The sequence below is a fragment of the Chromobacterium sp. IRSSSOUMB001 genome (assembly GCF_023507765.1).
GTDB lineage: Bacteria > Pseudomonadota > Gammaproteobacteria > Burkholderiales > Chromobacteriaceae > Chromobacterium > Chromobacterium haemolyticum.
This window is the reverse complement of sequence record NZ_JALCYU010000009.1, coordinates 144,123-161,315: the sequence shown is the minus strand read 5'-3', so window position 1 is coordinate 161,315 and position 17,193 is coordinate 144,123. Positions and strand designations below refer to the sequence as shown.

Sequence of the window (17,193 nt, the reverse complement as noted above, 5' to 3'; positions counted from 1 at the left end):
GGAGGCTCCTGATTAGGCGGCGGCGCGCGCCGCCTGTTTGTCTGCATAGGCTTGGGCGGCGGCGCGCACCCAGGCCCCCTCTTCATGCGCGCGGACGCGCGCGGCCATGCGTTCGCGGTTGCAGGGGCCGTCGCCGGCCAGCACCCGCTTGAACTCCTCCCAGTCCGGCTCGCCGAAGTCGTAATGCCCGCGTTCCGCGTTCCAGGCCAGCGCCGGGTCCGGCAGCGCGATGCCCAGCACCTCGGCCTGCGGCACGATGGCGTCGACGAATTTCTGCCGCAGATCGTCGTTGGAGATGCGCTTGATGCCCCATTGCATGCTGCTGGCGCTGTGCACCGAATCCCGGTCCGGCGGGCCGAACATCATCAACACCGGCCACCACCAACGGTTCACCGACTCCTGCACCATGGCCCGCTGCTCCACGTTGCCGCTCATCATCGTCAACAGCAGGTCGTACCCTTGGCGCTGATGGAAGCTTTCCTCCTTGCAGATGCGCACCATGGCGCGAGCGTATGGGCCGTAAGAGCAGCGGCACAGTGGAATCTGGTTCATGATCGCCGCGCCGTCCACCAGCCAGCCTATGGTGCCGATATCGGCCCAGGACAAGGTTGGGTAGTTGAAGATGCTGGAATACTTGGCGCGGCCGGACAGCAAGGCCGCCACCATCTCGTCGCGCGGGCGGCCCAGGGTTTCCGCCGCCGCGTACAGATAAAGGCCGTGCCCGCCCTCGTCCTGCACCTTGGCCAGCAGGATGGCCTTGCGCTTGAGCGTGGGCGCGCGGCCGATCCAGTTGCCTTCCGGCAACATGCCCACCACTTCGGAATGCGCATGCTGGGAGATCTGCCGCAACAAGGTCTTGCGGTAGGCGTCCGGCATCCAGTCGCGCGCCTCTATCTTGTCGTCGGCCCGCAGCTTGGCGTCGAAAGCCTGCAGGCGCTGCGACGGTTCGGTCGCCGCCGCGGCGATGTCCGGCTGATCCAGGGCTTGGGTGTACATCGCGTATCCTCCTTGGTGAGCGCCGCCGGACCAAGCGTCTGGGGCGCGGAAACGGCTTATTAATTAATTTACCGTTCGTTCAATTAAAATACAAGCGTTAGTGATACCCACCAGCCGCCGCCTAGCCGCGCGGCCGCTTGTCCACCACTCGCCGCGCCTTGCCCACAGAACGTTCTATCGTCATCGGCTCCACCACCCGCACGGTGGCGGTCACACCCACATGGCTCTTGATGCTGTGCTGCAGCTGCCGCTCCGCCAGTTGCCTGGCGTCGTCGCGCGCCGGCCCGCTGAGCTCGCGTTCGACGAAGACCGACAGGCAGTCCAGGTGGCCGTCCTTGTCGACTTCCAGGTAGAAATGCGGCGCCAACCCCGGCTGTCGCAGAATCACTTCCTCGATCTGGGTGGGGAACACATTGACGCCGCGGATGATCAGCATATCGTCGGAGCGGCCGACGATCTTGCCGATGCGCCGCATCGAGCGGCTGCTGGGCGGCAGCAGCCGGGTCAGGTCGCGGGTGCGGTAGCGGATCACCGGCATCGCTTCCTTGGTCAGCGAGGTCAACACCAGCTCGCCTTCCTCGCCATCCGGCAGCACCTCGCCGCTGAACGGATCGATGATTTCCGGGTAGAAGAAATCCTCCCAGATCACCGGGCCGTCCTTGCTTTCCACGCATTCGCTGGCCACGCCCGGCCCCATCACCTCGGACAGGCCGTAAATGTCCACCGCGTCGATGCCGGCGCGGCGCTCGATCTCCTGCCGCATTAGCCCGGTCCACGGCTCGGCGCCGAAGATGCCGACCCGCAGCGAGCAGGCGGCGGACTCCATGCCCCGGCGCTCCATTTCATCGAGGATGTTCAACATATAGGACGGCGTGACCATGATGATGTCCGGGCGGAAGTCCTGGATCAGTTGCACCTGGCGCTCGGTCTGACCGCCGGACATCGGCACTACGGTGCAGCCCAGCCGCTCGGCGCCGTAGTGCGCGCCCAGGCCGCCGGTGAACAGGCCGTAGCCGTAAGCGATGTGCACCATGCTGCCGCGCCGGCCGCCGGCGGCGCGGATGGAGCGCGCCACCACCGTGGCCCAACTGTCGATGTCCTTGCGGGTATAGCCCACCACCGTCGGCTGGCCGGTGGTGCCGCTGCTGGCGTGAATGCGCGATACCTGATCCCGCGGCACCGCGAACAGGCCGAACGGATAGTTGTCGCGCAGATCCGCCTTGCTGGTGAACGGAAAGCGGCTGAGGTCCTCCAGCTGCCGCAATTGCTCGGGGTGAACGCCCGCTTGGACGCACTTGGCGCGAAACGGGGCAACATTGTCGTAAGCATGTTGCAAGGACCAGCGTAAACGCCGCAGTTGCAAGTCGGACAACTCATCGCGGCTGGCGGTTTCCATCGCGTCCAGTTCGCTGGACGAAGGGCGGCTGGCGGACATGGTGCTTCTCCTATGTGGATTGGGGGCTGGCTCTGCGGCCATTTGCTGCTGCTGGAAACAGTAGGGCTGGCTTGCTCTCCTTGATGGACTCTTAGCGGGTGGCAGGGGACGGAGCGAAGGTATACGGCCCTTCACTCCGCCTTCGGGCCGGACCGGTGCGAGCGGCCGCGCAGCAGGACCAGGGTTTCGCCGCGCTGATTGCTCACCCTCACATCGTAAAGACCTTGCCGGCCGCCCTGGTGCTGGCACTCGGCCTCCGCCAGCAGGCAATCACCGCTATGCGCCGGCAGCAGGTATTCCATGCTGATGGCCACGCCGACCGCGCGCGGGCCCCAGCTATTGCAGGCGACGGCGAAAGCGGTGTCCGCCAACGCGCACAGTAGGCCGCCGTGGCACAGTTGGAAGCCGTTGAGCATATCGTCACGCACCCGCATGCGCATCCGGGCGCGGCCCGGCGCGACTTCCAACAACTCCATGCCCAGGCTGGCCGACGCTCGGTCCTTGCTCAGCATTTCCAGCGCGCTGTGCTCGGCAAGCCGCCCGGCGGACTCGGTCTCAGTCATGGAATCGTCCTCCAGACAGCGCCAGCCGCCGCAATAGCGGCGAAACCCGATAACGTTCGTCGCCGTATTGAGCGTGCAGGGCGTCCAGAACTTGCGCCACATACTCGTTGCCTAGCCGATCAGCCCAAGCCAGCGGTCCACGGGGATAAGCGGCACCCAAGCACATGGCCTGGTCCACGCTGTCCGCCGCCGCCACGCCCTGCCCCACCGCGTCGGCAGCCTCGTTGGCCAGCATCGCCACGGTGCGCAACACCGCCATGCCGGCGGCGTCGTCCAGCCGCGACACCTGCAGGCCGGCCGCCTGCAGCACGCCCTCCGCCTGCGCCGCCAGCTCCGGCGCGGCCTGGTCCGCCACCGCCAGCGCCAGCCGCTGCGCGCTGGCGTAATCCAGCGCCAGATCGAACACCGCCCAGCCGGCGTGGCCGCTGTCGGCGGCGCGGCGGGTGGCGCTGCGGCCATCGGACAAGGCCAGCCGCAAACCGTCCCAGCTTAGCCAGCCTTGAGCCGGCCCCGGCTCGCGCTCCAGCCGCACGCCGCCGGCCTGCAAGCGCGCCAGCAGCGGTTCGGCCGCGCCCAGCCCGCCGTGCACCCGCAGTACGGCGGGCGCGGGCCGCGACGGCGCGGCATCCGCCGCCGGCAAAGCCTGGCCGTAATCGTAAAAACCGCGGCCGCTCTTGCGGCCCAAGCGGCCGGCCGCCACCAGTTCCTGCTGCAGCGGCGACGGCCGGAAACGCGGGTCTTGCTGCATCGCCTGGAACACCGATTGCGTCACCGCGAAATTCACGTCGTGGCCAATCAGATCCATCAGCTCCAACGGTCCCATCGCGAAACCGCCGGCTTCGCGCAGCAAGGCGTCCAGCGTGGCCGGCGCGCACGCGCCTTCTTGCAGCAAACGCAAGGCCTCGGCATAAAACGGCCGCGCCACCCGGTTGACGATGAAGCCGGGCGTGGACGCGGCCGGCACCGGGGTCTTGCCCCAGGCGCGCATCAGCGTGCACAGACGGTCCGCCAGCGCCGGCGCGGTCGCCAGCCCGCTCACCACTTCCACCAGCTTCATCCGCGTGGCCGGGTTGAAGAAGTGCAGGCCCAGCACTCGCTCGGGATGGCGCAGGCCCGCCGCCAGCGCGGTGATGGACAGGGAGGAGGTATTACTGGCCAGGATGGCCGTGGCCGGCAACAGCGCATCCAGCTGCCGCAACAGCGCCTGCTTGGCGTCCTGCCGCTCGACGATGGCTTCTATCGCCAAGGCGGCGTCGGCCAGCTCCTCCAGACAAGAGGCCGGCCGCAGCCGGCGGCGCGCGGCGTCCAGTTGCGACTGGCTCCATTTGCCGCGCTGGACCAGGCCGGCCCAGTCGGCGGCGATCACGTCCGGCGCCGCCGCCGCGGCGCCGGCGTCCTGATCGTATAAATACACTTCATGTCCGGCGGCGGCGGCCACCGCGGCGATGCCGCGCCCCATCGCGCCGGCGCCTATCACCGCCACCCGCTGTTCGCTATCCTGTTGCATGATCACTGCCCTCCAAAGCGCGGCGGCCGCTTGGCCAGGAAGGCCGCCACGCCTTCGCGGTAATCGGCGCTGAAGCCCAGCTCGCGCTGCGTATCGCGCTCCAGTTGCAGCTGCTGTTCCAGACTGTTGCCCTCGGATGCTTGCAGCGCCCGCTTGATCCGCGCGTAGGCCAGCGTCGGCCCGCCGGCCAGCTGTTCGGCGAGTTGCCTCACCGCTGCGGGGAAGTCCTCGTCGTCTACGCAACGCCAGATCAGCCCCCATTCCTCTGCTTGTTCCGCCGGCAATGGCTCGGCCAATAGCGCCAATCCCATCGCCCGAGCTTGGCCCAGCAGGCGCGGCAGCCAGTAACTGCCGCCTGAATCCGGCATCAGGCCAACCTTGCTGAACGCTTGGGTAAAACGCGCCGAGCGCGCGGCGATCACCAAGTCACAAGCCAAGGCGATGTTAGCGCCGGCGCCGGCGGCCACGCCGTTGACCGCGGCGATCACCGGCTTGGGCATGTCGCGCAGCCGCCGCACCAGCGGCGCGTAGTAGTCCTCGATGGACTGCCCCAGGTCCACCGCCTGCTGCCCAGGTAGCACCGCCCGGTCGCTCAAATCCTGGCCGGCGCAAAATGCCCTCCCGGCACCGGTCAACACCAACACCCGGACCTCTACGTCGTCGCGCAGGCGGTCCAGCGCCGCCGCCAAAGCCTGATGCATCGCCGGATTGAAACTGTTCAGGCGCTGCGGCCGGTTCAGAGTCAAGGTCGCCACGCCGGCCTCCAGGCTCAATTCAACGCTCGTTTCCGTTGTCTGCATGCATGCCCCCTTTTTGATCGCGGCCATGGCGCAACCGGCCAAGCCTTCACATGCGGCAAACGCTATCATTGACCGACCGGAAAATCAATTATAAGCTGACCCACATCAATGACAGCGCGCTAAAACTGTTGTTGCCGCACCCGGTCCTGTCGCTGGCATGGCTCAGGCCGGCCTCTCATCCCTCCGCCCGAGGAGAAGCTCCATGTCTCACCCATTGTTCCAGCAGCATCAAGCCACCTTAGACCAGGCCCTACAGGCCTTGCGTGAACGCCAGTACTGGTCGCCGTACCCGGAAATGCCCAGCCCCAGGAGCTACGGCGAAACCGCAGCCGCCGACGGTCAGGCGGCGTTTGAGGCTTTATTGCAACAAGACTTCTCACTGGATGGTCTGCCGCCCAGCCAGGGCTGGGTGGGCAGCGAGCGCTCCCCCTATCGCGGCGCCTTGCGCATCCGCTATCCGCGCCACGACGCCGACGCCTTGCTGAGCGCCTCCACCGCGGCGCTGCAAACGTGGCGGCAAGCCGGCCCGCAGGCCTGGGTGGGCGTCTGCCTGGAGATACTCCAGCGGCTGAACCGCCGCAGCTTTGAAATCGCCCACGCGGTGATGCACACCACCGGTCAGGCCTTCATGATGGCCTTCCAGGCTGGCGGCCCGCATGCGCAGGACCGCGCGCTGGAAGCGGTGGCCTACGCATGGCGCGAAATGGCGGCCATTCCCGATCGCTGCCGTTGGAGCAAACCACAAGGCAAGCACGAGCCGCTGGTGCTGGAGAAAAACTGGAAGGTAATCCCGCGCGGCGTCGGCCTGGTGATAGGCTGCAGCACCTTTCCCACCTGGAACGGCTACCCCGGGCTGTTCGCCAGCCTGGCCACCGGCAACAGCGTGATCGTCAAGCCGCATCCCGGCGCGGTGCTGCCGCTGGCCCTGACGGTGCGCATTGCCCGCGAGGTGCTGGCCGAAGCCGGCTTCGACCCCAATACCGTGCTGCTGGCGGCGAATCAACACGGCGAGCCGCTGGCCAGCCTGTTGGCGCAACGGCCGGAGGTGAAGCTGATCGACTTCACCGGCAGCAGCGCTCACGGCGAGTGGCTGGAGAGCCAATGCCGTCACGCCCAGGTCTACACCGAAAAAGCCGGCGTCAACTGCGTGGTGCTGGACTCCACCGCCGACTTCCCCGGTCTGTGCCGCAATCTCGCGCTATCGCTGGCGCTGTACAGCGGCCAGATGTGCACCGCGCCGCAAAACATCTTCATCCCGGCCGATGGCATCCACACTCCCGAAGGCCAACTGTCCTACCAGCAGACGGTGGCGGGCCTGTGCGCGGCGCTGGAGGCGCTGTGCGCTGAGCCGGCCAAGGCGGTGGAGCTGCTGGGCGCGATCCAGAACCCCGGCGTGCTGCAAAGGCTGGAGGCGGCGCGCGCGCTGGGCCAGCCGGCGCTGGACAGCCGGAGGCTGAGCCACCCGCACTACCCGGAAGCCGAAGTGCGCACTCCGTTGCTGCGCCAGCTGTCGATGGAAGACCGCGCCATTTACGAGCAGGAACACTTCGGGCCGATCAGCTTCCTGATCCAGGCGCCGGACAGCGCCGCCGCGCTGCGTCAGGCGGAAGACCTCATGCGCCGCTGCGGCGCTCTGAGCTTCTCGGTCTACAGCACGGACCAGCAGGTGCGGGAACAGGCCCGGCAGGCGGCGGAAAACGCCTGCGTGTCGCTGGCGCTCAACTTCACCGGCGCGGTGATGGTCAACCAGTCCGCGGCCTTCAGCGACTTCCACGGCAGCGGCGGCAACCCGGCGGCCAACGCCAGCCTGTCGGACAGCGCTTTCGTCGCCAACCGCTTCCGCGTGGCGCAGACCCGCAGCTTCGGCTGATCCCCGGCCCCGGCCATGGCCGGGGCGTCGCCCGCCAGACTCACGAACGGAGCCGCGTCATGACACCACAACAACAGCAAGCGATTCTGAACCACCCCGCCTTTCAACAACTGGCCAGCCGCAAGACGCGGCTGGGCTGGAGCCTGACCGCCGTCATGCTGCTGCTCTATTACGGCTTCATTCTGGTGCTGGCCTTCGCGCCGCAGTGGCTGGCCCGGCCCATAGGCGCCGGCGTCACCACTTTGGGCATGCCGGTGGGCGTCGCCATCATCCTGGCCGCGTTCGCGCTGACCGGGATCTACGTGCGCCAGGCCAACAAGCGGCTGGACCCGCTGAACGACGAAGTCCTGCGGGAGTGCCAGCCATGAGAGCCCTCCTCGCCATATCGGCGCTGACCTTGGCCTTCCCGGCCTGGGCCCAGGCCGGCGCGCAGCGCCCCTTGAACTGGAACGCCATCCTGATGTTCCTGCTGTTCGTGACGCTGACCCTGTTCATCACCGGCTGGGCCGCGCGCCGCACCCGCTCCGCCTCCGACTTCTACACCGCCGGCGGCGGCGTCAGCCCGCTGCAGAACGGCCTGGCCATCGCCGGCGACATGATCTCCGCCGCGTCCTTCCTCGGCATCTCCGCAATGATGTTCAGCAAGGGCTACGACGGCCTGATCTATGCGCTGGGAGTGTTGGCCGGCTGGCCCATCATCATGTTCCTGATCGCCGAACGACTGCGCAACCTGGGCCGCTTCACTTTCGCCGACGTGGTGTCCTACCGGCTGAGCCAGACACCGGTGCGCATCACCGCCGCCTGCGGCACGCTGACGGTGGCGCTACTCTATCTGGTGGCGCAGATGGTGGGCGCCGGCAAGTTGATAGAGTTGCTGTTCGGCGCCAGCTATTTGAGCGCCGTCGTCATCGTCGGCGTGCTGATGGTGTTGTACGTGATGTTCGGCGGCATGCTGGCCACCACCTGGGTGCAGATCGTCAAGGCGGTGCTGCTGCTGTCGGCCACCAGTTTCATGGCCTTCATGGTCTGGCGGCGCTTCGGCTACAGCAGCGAGGCGATGTTCGCCGCCGCCGCCGAGCTTCGCGGCCAGGCCATCCTGGCGCCTGGCGGCCTGGTGTCCAATCCGGTGGACGCAGTCTCCCTGGGCTTGGGCATGATGTTCGGCACAGCCGGCCTGCCCCACGTGCTGATGCGCTTCTTCACCGTGGCCGACGCCCGCGCCGCGCGCCAGTCCGTGTTCTACGCCACCGGTTTCATCGGCTATTTCTACCTGCTGCTGATCCTGGTGGGCTTTGGCGCCATCCTCATCGTCGGCGGCGACGCCGGCTTTCGCGACGAAGGCGGCGGCATTGTCGGCGGCGCCAATATGGTGGCGGTGCACCTGGCCCAGGCGGTGGGCGGCAATCTGTTCCTCGGTCTGGTGTCGGCGGTGGCCTTCGCCACCATTCTCGCCGTGGTGGCCGGCCTGGCCTTGTCGGCCGCGTCGGCGGTGTCTCATGACCTGTACGCGGTGGCGCTGCGCCAGGGCAAGGTGAGCAATGCGGAGGAAATGCGGGTGTCGCGGCTGGCGACGCTGGTGATAGGACTGCTGGCCATCCTGCTGGGGCTGTTGTTCGAAAAGCAGAACATCGCCTTCCTGTCCGGCCTGGTGCTGGCGATTGCCGCCTCGGTGAATTTTCCGGTGCTGTTTCTGGCAATGTTCTGGCCCCGGCTCACCACCCGAGGCGCGGTGGCCGGCAGCCTGGCCGGCCTGGTCTCCGCCATCGCCTTGCTAGTGCTGGGGCCTATGGTGTGGGTGGACATCCTGGGCCATCCACGAGCTATCTTCCCCTACGCCAACCCGGCGCTGTTTTCCATGAGCGCGGCCTTCGCCTGCGCCTGGCTATTGTCAGTCTGCGACCGCTCGTCCCAGGGGCAATTGGAACGCAGCCGTTTCCCGGCGCAATATATTCGCGCTTTGACCGGGCTGGGAGCCGGCACAGGCACCGGCAAACACTAACCACGGCTCAGGCCAGCAGCGCCGCCATCGTCATGTTCTGGAACGCGGCCATGCCGCGGGTCAGCGTCTTGTCGCGGTGCTGCACCTGATACAAGGTGCGCGTCAGCGTTGGCAGGCCGGCGCTCACTTCCACTACCGCGCCGGTCTGCAACAGATCGGCCACCACCCGCCGCGACAGGCAGCTGACGCCAAGGCCGGCCGCCACCGCGTGCTTGATCGCCTCGGAATGACCCAACTCCATGCTCACGTTAAGCATGGCTAGGTGCGGCAACAGCAGACGGTCCACTTCCTCGCGCGTGCCAGAGCCGGCTTCACGCAGAATCCATTCGGCCTTAGCCAGGTCCTGGCGCGCCGCTTCGCCTTGCGCCAAGGGATGATCGGCGGCGGCGAACACCACCAGTTCGTCCTGACGCCAGGGCTGAGCAATCAAGTCCGGGTGGTGGCAAGGCCCTTCGATGAAACCGAAGTCCACCCGCAGCGCCGCTACCGCGTCGACGATGTCGCGGGTATTGGCCACGTCCAGTTCCAGCCGCGCCAGCGGCCAGGCGGCGCGGAAAGCCGCCAGTTGCTGTGGCAATAAATAGTTCGCCACCGTGCTGCTGGCGCCTATCTTCAAAGACATCGCTCCGGCGTTGAACAGGCTTTGCATGTCCTGGGCCGCATCCAGCATCGCCCGCGCCTTGGGCCACAGCAGCCGGCCATGCTCGTTCAGGCTCAAGCGCTTGCCGATGCGGTCGAACAGGCGCACGTCGAGCCCGGTTTCCAGCTTGTCCAGCGCCTGGCTGGCCGCGGACTGGGTCAGGGCGACATGGTTGGCCGCCTGGGTGACGGTGCCGTATTCGGCCACCGCGACGAAAACCTCCAGTTCGCGCAGGGTCAGCTTCAAGCCCATACCGCCTCCTTAATATCGATTTTACTACTGATATATATCCATTTTATCCGTTTCTCTACTGAAAACGAGGGGCGTATCGTTAGCACCATTCGCCATAGACCAAACAGGCATTTACTTATGACAAACCTTCGCCAAATTTTGCCGGGCCTGGCGTTGGCCATCGCCCTCGCCGTCGCTTCGCTGTACGCAGCGGACTTGCCGGCGATGAAGCATCTGGGCTTCTCCGCGCTCACCCTCGCCATCCTGGGCGGCATGCTGATAGGCAACACCGTTTACCGCTATTTCGCCGTCGCCAGCCACCACGGCATCCAGTTCTCCAAGCAGAAGCTGCTGCGCCTGGGCATTATCTTGTTCGGCTTCAAACTCACCTTCCAGGACATCGCCGCCGTCGGCTTCGCCGGCGTATTGATCGATACCCTGGTGCTGTGCACTACCTTTCTGCTGGCTTTCCGCATCGGCCGCAAATACTTGGGCATGGACGAGCAGAGCGTAATCCTGATCGGCGCGGGCAGTTCCATCTGCGGCGCGGCCGCGATTCTGGCCACGGAACCCGTAATCAAAGCTCATGCGGAAAAAGTGGCCGTAGCCGTCGCCACCGTAGTGGTGTTCGGCACCGTGGCGATGTTCCTGTGGCCGATGCTGTATCAATGGACTAGCCACCTGGGCATTTCCGAGTTCAACTACGGCGTGTTCGCCGGCTCCACCATCCATGAGGTGGCGCAAGCCGTTGCCGCCGGCAAATCGGTCAGCGAGGCGGCCATGACCACTGCGGTGATCACCAAGATGATACGCGTAATGATGCTGGCGCCGTTCCTGATCGCCTTGTCCAGCTGGCTGGCCGCCAAGCCGCACGGCAGCCGCCAACAGAAGAGCGGCATCGCCATCCCCTGGTTCGCCGTCGCCTTCCTGGCCGTGGCCGCCTTCAACTCCTTCAACCTGCTGCCGGCCGCGTGGGTCAGCGCCATCGTCTCGCTGGACAACCTGCTGCTGGCCGCCGCAATGGGCGCGCTGGGCATCACCACCCACTTCTCCGCCATCCGCCAGGCCGGCGCCAAACCGATGCTGCTTGCTTCCATCCTGTTTGGTTGGCTGATCGTCGGCGGCGGCCTGATCAACTTCGGCGTCAGCCATCTGTTGCACTAAACGCCGCGCAAGCCAAAACAAAACCGCCCGGTTTGCGCCGGGCGGTTTTTTGCCGTCGGATCAGACCCGACTCAGCATGGACACTTCTTCATGCTCTGGCCGCCATAGCGCTCGTCCTGGCAGCGGCGAAAGAAGGCCTCACGGCTCATCACTTCCGCATTGGGATTGAAACGGCGGCGGCTGGCGACGTAAGCGTCGTAATCCTTGACGCCCACCATCAACCGGGCGGTTTTCGCCCATTGCTGCCATAGCTTGTTCATTACGCACCCTCCTCACGGAACACCGCCGGCACCTCTTTGGCGGTGGACCACTTCACCGCCAGCGACTTGCGCATCACGTTCAGCGCGAACACCAGCATGGCGATCACCACCGCCATGAACAGTGCCGTCAAAGTGGCGTCCACATAGTCATTGAAGATGATCTGATGCATTTGCGCCATATTCTTGGCCGGCGCCAAAAGCTCGCCCTTGGCCGCGGCGGCGGAGAATTTGTCGGCGTGCGCCAGGAAGCTGATCTTGGGACTGGCGTGGAACAGCTTCTGCCAACCAGCGGTCAGCGTCACGACCAGCAGCCACAGCGTGGGCACCGCGGTAACCCAGATATAGCGGGTTTTCTGCATCTTGATCAGCACCGCGGTGGCCAGAATCAGCGCAATGCCGGCCAGCATCTGGTTAGCAATGCCGAACAGCGGCCACAAGGTATTGATGCCGCCCAGCGGATCCACCACCCCCTGATACAAGAAGTAGCCCCAACCGGTCACCGCCAGACCGGTGGCGATCAAGTTGGCGGCCCAGGACTCGGTGTTGGCCATCGGCTTGACCACAAGGCCCAGCAGGTCTTGGATCATGAAGCGCAGCACGCGGGTGCCGGCGTCTATAGTGGTCAGGATGAACAGCGCTTCAAACAGGATGGCGAAGTGATACCAGAAGGCCATCATCCCCGGTCCGCCGATCACATTGGACAGAATGTGCGCCATGCCCACCGCCAAGGTCGGCGCGCCGCCGGCGCGCGACAGGATGGTGCTCTCGCCCACATCCTTGGCCATCTGGGTCAGCATATCCGGCGTGATGACGAAGCCCCAGCTGGAAATCACCTGAGCGGCTTCCTCCGCGGTCTTGCCTATCACCGCCGCCGGGCTGTTCATCGCGAAGTAGACACCCGGATCCAGCACGCAGGCGGCGATCAAGGCCATGATGGCAACGAAGCTTTCCATCAGCATGGAGCCGTAGCCGATCATGCGAGCATGGGTTTCGTTCTCAAGCATCTTGGGCGTGGTGCCGGAGGCCACCAGCGCATGAAAGCCGGACACTGCGCCGCAGGCGATGGTGATGAACAGGAAGGGGAACAGATTGCCGGAGAATACCGGGCCGCTGCCGTCGATGAACTTGGTCACCGCAGGCATGTGCATATTGGGCGCCACAATCATGATGCCGATGGCCAGGCCGACAATGGTGCCTATTTTCAGGAAGGTGGACAGATAATCTCGGGGCGCCAGCAGCAGCCACACCGGCAGCACCGAGGCGACGAAACCATAGCCGATCAGCGTCCAGGCCAGCGCGGTGCCGCTCAGGGTAAACAACGGAGCCAGGGTTTCGTTCTTGGCGATGTCTCCGCCGTAAACAATAGCCAGCATCAGCAGGATAAAGCCGATGACGGAAATCTCGCCGATTTTGCCCGGCCGGATGTAGCGGGTGTAGATGCCCATGAACAGGGCAATCGGTATCGTGGCCGCAATGGTGAAGGTGCCCCAGGGACTGCCGGTCAGCGCCTTGACCACCACCAGGGCCAGCACCGCCAGCAGGATCACCATGATCATCAGAATGCCGATGGAGGCGATAACGCCGGGAATGGCGCCCAGTTCGGTGCGGATGATCTCGCCCAGCGATTTGCCGTCGCGGCGCACCGACAAGAACAGAATCAGGAAGTCCTGCACCGCGCCGGCCAGCATCACCCCCACCAAGATCCATAACGTGCCCGGCAAATAGCCCATCTGCGCGGCCAGCACCGGCCCCACCAGCGGCCCGGCGCCGGCGATGGCGGCGAAGTGGTGGCCGAACAACACCCATTTATTGGTGGGCACGTAATCCAGGCCGTCATTGTATTTTTCCGCCGGGGTCAGCCGACGGGCGTCCAGTTCCAACACTTTGTGGGCGATGAAGCGACCGTAAAAGCGATAGGCGATGGAGTAGACCGACACCGCCGCCACAATCAGCCACACAGCGTTGACCGGTTCGCCGCGATTGAGGGCCACAACGGCAAAGGCCGCTGCGCCGGCCAGGGCGACGGCCAGCCACACGGCCCATTCTCTTATCTGTTGCATATGGCAAGTTCCTATTCTCTTTATCCCGTTTTAATTCCCCGGTCCCTGGCGACGACAACGGCCACGGCCGGCTTTTTTTGCCTGACCGATTCTGGATTGATAGTTCCGGAAAATCAAGCAAGCCTTGCCATTTGTAAAAACTATCAATGGTTTATGACGAATAGCAGTCACGATAATGCTAAAGTCGCCGGCAAACCCCGCGTGCTAATATTTTGATTTGAACCACCGAATCCCGTCGACGGACATGAACAGCGATACCCCCCATATTCTCATTGTCGAAGACGACGTGAGACTAGCCGAATTGATAGGCGCCTATCTGAGCAAGCACGGCTATCGCATCTCCCAGCACGGCCGCGGCGACACCGCGCCGGCCATCATTCTGGAAGAAAAGCCGGACTTGGTGATCCTGGATATCATGCTGCCAGGCAAGGAAGGCTTCGACGTCTGCCGCGAAATCCGCCCGCGCTATAACGGCAGGGTTTTGATCATGACGGCTCGCGACGAGGACGTGGACGAAATCCTGGGGCTGGAACTAGGCGCAGACGACTACCTGGCCAAGCCGGTAGAACCCCGCCGCCTGCTGGCGCGGGTGCGCGCTTTGCTGCGCCGCGGCGGGCCGGGCGCGCAGGCGGACGGCGAGGCCGCCGACGAAGACAGCTTCACTTTCGGCCAGTTTTGCATCAGCCAGGCCACGCGCGAGGCCACGCTGAACGGAGAGCTGATTGATCTGACCACCGCCGAATTCGACCTGCTGTGGCTGCTGTCCTCCCACGCCGGCCAGGTGTTGTCGCGCGACGACATCATGAGCGAATTGCGCGGCATAGGCTTCGACGGACTGGACCGCTCGATAGACGCGCGCATTTCGCGGCTGCGCCGCAAACTGGGCGACAATCCGGACGCGCCGGCCCGGATCAAGACCGTGCGCGGCAAAGGTTATCTGTTCTCACGCAGCGACTGGGAATAAGCAATGAGCACCCGTCGTCTGCGCGGCTGGCTCAAACCGTCGCTGGGCACCCTGTTTGCCCGTTATTTCTTCGCCACCATGCTGGTGGAGCTGATCATCATCATCGGCTTCGGCTTCCTGGTCACCAAGCTGTACGAAAACAGCGACCGCGACGGCAAGCTGCAGTTCATGAACGGCACCGTGACGCTGATCCGCCAGCAGTTGGCCCAAACGCCGCACAAGGACTGGGACGGCAAGCTGGCCGATATCGCCCGCGCCTTCAGCTATCCGGTCAAACTGATCGCCCACCCTCCCGACGATTTCGAGCAGGAGGGCCACGCCGCGCTGCTGAGCGGCCGCCCCTATCTGGACTTCGACAATCAATTGCTTTACGTGCCGCTACCCCGTGATCCGCGCCTGTTGCTGCTGGGTCCCCTGGAGGCCCCGGCCAGCAACAGCAGTTGGATCAGCGAAGACATGGAAATCCTGCTGCTGTGGATTTTGCTGACCGGCTCCACGCTGGGCACCCTGATCTACTTCAGCCTGCGCCCCTTGTGGAAAGACTTGCTGGAAGTGCGCCGCAAGGCGGAGGTGTTCGCCGACGGCGACTTCAGCGCCCGCGCTCAGCCTTCTAAAAGCAGGCTGTTGGCGCCTTTGTCCCTGGCTTTCAACAGCATGGCCGCCCGCCTGGAGCGGCAGATGGAAACCCGCCAGGCCTTGTCTCACGCCATCGCCCACGAGATACGCACCCCGATCGCGCGGCTGCGCTTCGGCTTGACCATGCTGGAGGAAGAAGAGGACGAGCAGGAGTGGCGGCGCTACCGCGAAGGCATGGAGCGCGATATGCAGGAATTGGAAGAACTGTTCAACACCAGCATGGAGTTCGCCAAGCTCAATCGCAACGAAGTGCCCTTGCACTGGGAAACCGTTGATCTTTACGACTGGTTCGACGATCTGGTCGATCTGGTCACGCCGCTGAAACCGCCCGGCATCAAGCTGGAGCTGGACTGCGCGCTGGGCAACGGCGCCTTCGACCGCAAACTGATGTACGTGGCCAGCCGCAACCTCTTGCTCAACGCTTTCAAATACGCCAACGCCCAAGTGCGGCTGACGGTATGTCACAACGCCGCCGGCCAGTTGCTGATCCATGTCGACGACGACGGCTGCGGCATCCCCGAGGCTGAGCGCGACAAAGTGTTCGAACCCTTCCTGCGCCTGGACCGCAGCCGCGACCGCGCCACCGGCGGCTACGGTTTGGGCCTGTCCTTCGTCAAACTGATCACCGAACACCACGGCGGCCAGGCCAGCGTGGCCGCCAGTGAACTAGGCGGCGCGCGCTTTACTCTACGCATCATGCAGCCGCAGCAATAAGCACTGTTTAAGATCTGCTGTGCGCCGTGAGGCGTGACACGGCGAGTACCGCTTATAAATGGACGTGTACCCTCCGTACATTCCGCTTTCTCAGCCGTTTTCGCCTTGTCTTGCCTCAGCTCGCAAGATCATGAACTGGCTCCATAAAGGTGCCGGAACGCAGATGCCAGAGCCGGCAAAAAGTAAAGCCACAGTTTGTTAAGCAATCTGAATTGGGTCACGCTCCGTCACAAAGCGGGGACAGGAAGCCAACAGACCCAGGACCGAAGCGCCGGGATAATGCCAGCATCTCAACTTGGATTCGGGTATTTCCCATGGTTTCTTCACGACCGGCCGCCCTGCTGGTACACGGTCTGGGCGGCAGCGCATACGACCTTGGCGCGCTTGGACGCACTCTGGAGGAGGCTGACATCGTCACGCACACCCCGCTGCTGCCGGGACATGGCGGCGAGCCGGAAGATCTGCTGTCCGTCCGCTGGCAGGACTGGGTGGAAACCATACGCAAGGAATACCTGGAGCTGAAGACGCGCCACAAGGTAGTGCATCTGGCCGGCGTTTGCCTGGGCGGCCTGGTGGCGCTGGAAGTGGCGCGGCTGGAAAACCACAAGGACGGGCTCGCGCTGTACGCGCCGCCGCTGTTCCTCGACGGCTGGAGCCTGCCCAAGCTGACTTGGGCCCGCCACATCGTCTACCGCATTCCCGGCCTGGCCAAGAAGATGCGCGTGCCGGAGGTTGAACCTTTCGGCATCAAAAACGCCCGCATCCGCAAAGCGATCCAGCAGCGCTTCGAACGCGGCGAACGATTCCACTACGCCTACATCCCGCTGGCCTGCATCCGCCAGGTGGATGGGCTGCGCCGCCAGCTGATGTCGCGGCTGGAGCAGATCACTTGCCCGACGCTGATCGTGCATGCCGACGAGGACGACATCACCAGCCCGCGTTCCGCCCATCACCTGCAGCGCCACCTGGGCGGCAAGGTCGATTTCATGCCTTTGTCCAACAGCTACCATATGGTCATGGTGGACAATGAACGCGGCGAAGTGCTCAAGCGCAGCCTGAAGTTTTTCAACCAGCGCGCTCAAGCGCCGGCCACCGCCGCCGAGCAAAACGGTTGGGCCCTGTTCGCCGCCGCCTGAACGCCGCGCACTCACAATCAAGGCAAGCTTCCCGCTTGCCTTTTTTCTTGCCCGCGCCAGCCCACCGGCCTCCTCGCCATCAATTAAAGTTGCAAGCAATCACAACTAAAAACCGAATTTAACAGCTGCGCAAACTTCCAAGCCGCCTCGTCACCAACCGTCATCAAGCCAGAACAGAGCAACAATGGAAGGCCAGGACCAACTGAATCAAACTGTTT

The 17,193-nt window shown here is 64.6% G+C and carries 15 protein-coding genes; 7 read left to right on the top strand and 8 right to left on the bottom strand.

Annotated elements, in window-relative coordinates; all coding sequences use genetic code 11:
• Positions 1-12: 12 nt before the first annotated feature.
• From paaA to paaG, 5 genes are all read right to left on the bottom strand, one after another.
• On the bottom strand, positions 13-996 hold the full coding sequence (paaA, locus tag MOV80_RS13900) for a 1,2-phenylacetyl-CoA epoxidase subunit PaaA (protein WP_043589735.1): 984 nt from the start codon (positions 994-996) through the stop codon (positions 13-15).
• 121 nt (positions 997-1,117) lie between these two features.
• Complete coding sequence (gene paaK / locus MOV80_RS13895; RefSeq protein WP_249605223.1) at positions 1,118-2,431, bottom strand: phenylacetate--CoA ligase PaaK; 1,314 nt, start codon at positions 2,429-2,431, stop codon at positions 1,118-1,120.
• Positions 2,432-2,562: 131 nt separating this feature from the next.
• Positions 2,563-2,994 carry a hydroxyphenylacetyl-CoA thioesterase PaaI gene (gene paaI / locus MOV80_RS13890; RefSeq protein ID WP_019101124.1) on the bottom strand — a complete coding sequence of 144 codons (432 nt, stop codon included), beginning with the start codon at positions 2,992-2,994 and terminating at the stop codon, positions 2,563-2,565.
• A complete protein-coding gene (locus MOV80_RS13885) occupies positions 2,987-4,501 on the bottom strand; it encodes a 3-hydroxyacyl-CoA dehydrogenase (RefSeq protein ID WP_043589729.1) in 1,515 nt (504 codons plus the stop codon). Before MOV80_RS13885 ends, paaI begins: the two co-directional genes overlap by 8 nt.
• A 2-nt stretch (positions 4,502-4,503) precedes the next feature.
• Positions 4,504-5,301, bottom strand: coding sequence for a 2-(1,2-epoxy-1,2-dihydrophenyl)acetyl-CoA isomerase PaaG (paaG, locus tag MOV80_RS13880; protein ID WP_043589999.1), 798 nt, complete (start codon positions 5,299-5,301; stop codon positions 4,504-4,506).
• Between the two features lie 202 nt (positions 5,302-5,503).
• Between paaG and paaN the strand changes: the two genes are divergently transcribed.
• Genes paaN through MOV80_RS13865 form a run of 3 tightly spaced genes read left to right on the top strand, consistent with a single transcriptional unit; the run spans position 5,504 to position 9,170 of the window.
• A complete protein-coding gene (gene paaN / locus MOV80_RS13875; RefSeq protein ID WP_107731474.1) occupies positions 5,504-7,171 on the top strand; it encodes a phenylacetic acid degradation protein PaaN in 1,668 nt (555 codons plus the stop codon).
• Between the two features lie 59 nt (positions 7,172-7,230).
• Positions 7,231-7,539, top strand: coding sequence for a DUF485 domain-containing protein (locus MOV80_RS13870; protein ID WP_019101120.1), 309 nt, complete (start codon positions 7,231-7,233; stop codon positions 7,537-7,539).
• Complete coding sequence (locus MOV80_RS13865; protein ID WP_107731473.1) at positions 7,536-9,170, top strand: cation/acetate symporter; 1,635 nt, start codon at positions 7,536-7,538, stop codon at positions 9,168-9,170. The genes MOV80_RS13870 and MOV80_RS13865 overlap by 4 nt, the downstream gene beginning before the upstream one ends.
• A gap of 7 nt (positions 9,171-9,177) precedes the next feature.
• On the opposite strand, the gene MOV80_RS13860 is transcribed toward MOV80_RS13865, so the two are convergent.
• On the bottom strand, positions 9,178-10,062 hold the full coding sequence (locus MOV80_RS13860) for a LysR family transcriptional regulator (RefSeq protein WP_081549193.1): 885 nt from the start codon (positions 10,060-10,062) through the stop codon (positions 9,178-9,180).
• 117 nt (positions 10,063-10,179) lie between these two features.
• On the opposite strand from MOV80_RS13860, the gene MOV80_RS13855 reads away from it, so the two are divergent.
• Complete coding sequence (locus MOV80_RS13855) at positions 10,180-11,205, top strand: YeiH family putative sulfate export transporter (protein ID WP_043589725.1); 1,026 nt, start codon at positions 10,180-10,182, stop codon at positions 11,203-11,205.
• Positions 11,206-11,276: 71 nt separating this feature from the next.
• Here the strand turns inward: MOV80_RS13855 and MOV80_RS13850 are convergent, their stop codons facing one another.
• Entirely contained in the window at positions 11,277-11,465 is a 189-nt protein-coding gene (locus tag MOV80_RS13850; RefSeq protein WP_118268377.1) for a YbdD/YjiX family protein, read from the bottom strand.
• Complete coding sequence (locus MOV80_RS13845) at positions 11,465-13,525, bottom strand: carbon starvation CstA family protein (protein ID WP_043589721.1); 2,061 nt, start codon at positions 13,523-13,525, stop codon at positions 11,465-11,467. Before MOV80_RS13845 ends, MOV80_RS13850 begins: the two co-directional genes overlap by 1 nt.
• 244 nt (positions 13,526-13,769) lie before the next feature.
• On the opposite strand from MOV80_RS13845, the gene MOV80_RS13840 reads away from it, so the two are divergent.
• The 3 genes from MOV80_RS13840 to MOV80_RS13830 all read left to right on the top strand — a co-directional run bounded on the left by MOV80_RS13840 (position 13,770) and on the right by MOV80_RS13830 (position 16,975).
• Complete coding sequence (locus MOV80_RS13840; protein WP_019100920.1) at positions 13,770-14,489, top strand: response regulator; 720 nt, start codon at positions 13,770-13,772, stop codon at positions 14,487-14,489.
• A gap of 3 nt (positions 14,490-14,492) precedes the next feature.
• A complete protein-coding gene (locus MOV80_RS13835) occupies positions 14,493-15,839 on the top strand; it encodes an ATP-binding protein (RefSeq protein ID WP_019100921.1) in 1,347 nt (448 codons plus the stop codon).
• 314 nt (positions 15,840-16,153) lie between these two features.
• Positions 16,154-16,975, top strand: a complete 822-nt coding sequence (locus MOV80_RS13830) for an alpha/beta fold hydrolase (RefSeq protein ID WP_019100922.1) — start codon at positions 16,154-16,156, stop codon at positions 16,973-16,975.
• Positions 16,976-17,193 lie beyond the last annotated feature (218 nt).

What these genes read in the sequence shown, in the direction of transcription:
- paaA (WP_043589735.1), bottom strand. Translation starts at nt 996, where the DNA reads ATGTACACCCAAGCCCTGGATCAGCCGGACATCGCCGCGGCGGCGACC.
- paaK (WP_249605223.1), bottom strand. Translation starts at nt 2,431, where the DNA reads ATGTCCGCCAGCCGCCCTTCGTCCAGCGAACTGGACGCGATGGAAACC.
- paaI (WP_019101124.1), bottom strand. Translation starts at nt 2,994, where the DNA reads ATGACTGAGACCGAGTCCGCCGGGCGGCTTGCCGAGCACAGCGCGCTG.
- MOV80_RS13885 (WP_043589729.1), bottom strand. Translation starts at nt 4,501, where the DNA reads ATGCAACAGGATAGCGAACAGCGGGTGGCGGTGATAGGCGCCGGCGCG.
- paaG (WP_043589999.1), bottom strand. Translation starts at nt 5,301, where the DNA reads ATGCAGACAACGGAAACGAGCGTTGAATTGAGCCTGGAGGCCGGCGTG.
- paaN (WP_107731474.1), top strand. Translation starts at nt 5,504, where the DNA reads ATGTCTCACCCATTGTTCCAGCAGCATCAAGCCACCTTAGACCAGGCC.
- MOV80_RS13870 (WP_019101120.1), top strand. Translation starts at nt 7,231, where the DNA reads ATGACACCACAACAACAGCAAGCGATTCTGAACCACCCCGCCTTTCAA.
- MOV80_RS13865 (WP_107731473.1), top strand. Translation starts at nt 7,536, where the DNA reads ATGAGAGCCCTCCTCGCCATATCGGCGCTGACCTTGGCCTTCCCGGCC.
- MOV80_RS13860 (WP_081549193.1), bottom strand. Translation starts at nt 10,062, where the DNA reads ATGGGCTTGAAGCTGACCCTGCGCGAACTGGAGGTTTTCGTCGCGGTG.
- MOV80_RS13855 (WP_043589725.1), top strand. Translation starts at nt 10,180, where the DNA reads ATGACAAACCTTCGCCAAATTTTGCCGGGCCTGGCGTTGGCCATCGCC.
- MOV80_RS13850 (WP_118268377.1), bottom strand. Translation starts at nt 11,465, where the DNA reads ATGAACAAGCTATGGCAGCAATGGGCGAAAACCGCCCGGTTGATGGTG.
- MOV80_RS13845 (WP_043589721.1), bottom strand. Translation starts at nt 13,525, where the DNA reads ATGCAACAGATAAGAGAATGGGCCGTGTGGCTGGCCGTCGCCCTGGCC.
- MOV80_RS13840 (WP_019100920.1), top strand. Translation starts at nt 13,770, where the DNA reads ATGAACAGCGATACCCCCCATATTCTCATTGTCGAAGACGACGTGAGA.
- MOV80_RS13835 (WP_019100921.1), top strand. Translation starts at nt 14,493, where the DNA reads ATGAGCACCCGTCGTCTGCGCGGCTGGCTCAAACCGTCGCTGGGCACC.
- MOV80_RS13830 (WP_019100922.1), top strand. Translation starts at nt 16,154, where the DNA reads ATGGTTTCTTCACGACCGGCCGCCCTGCTGGTACACGGTCTGGGCGGC.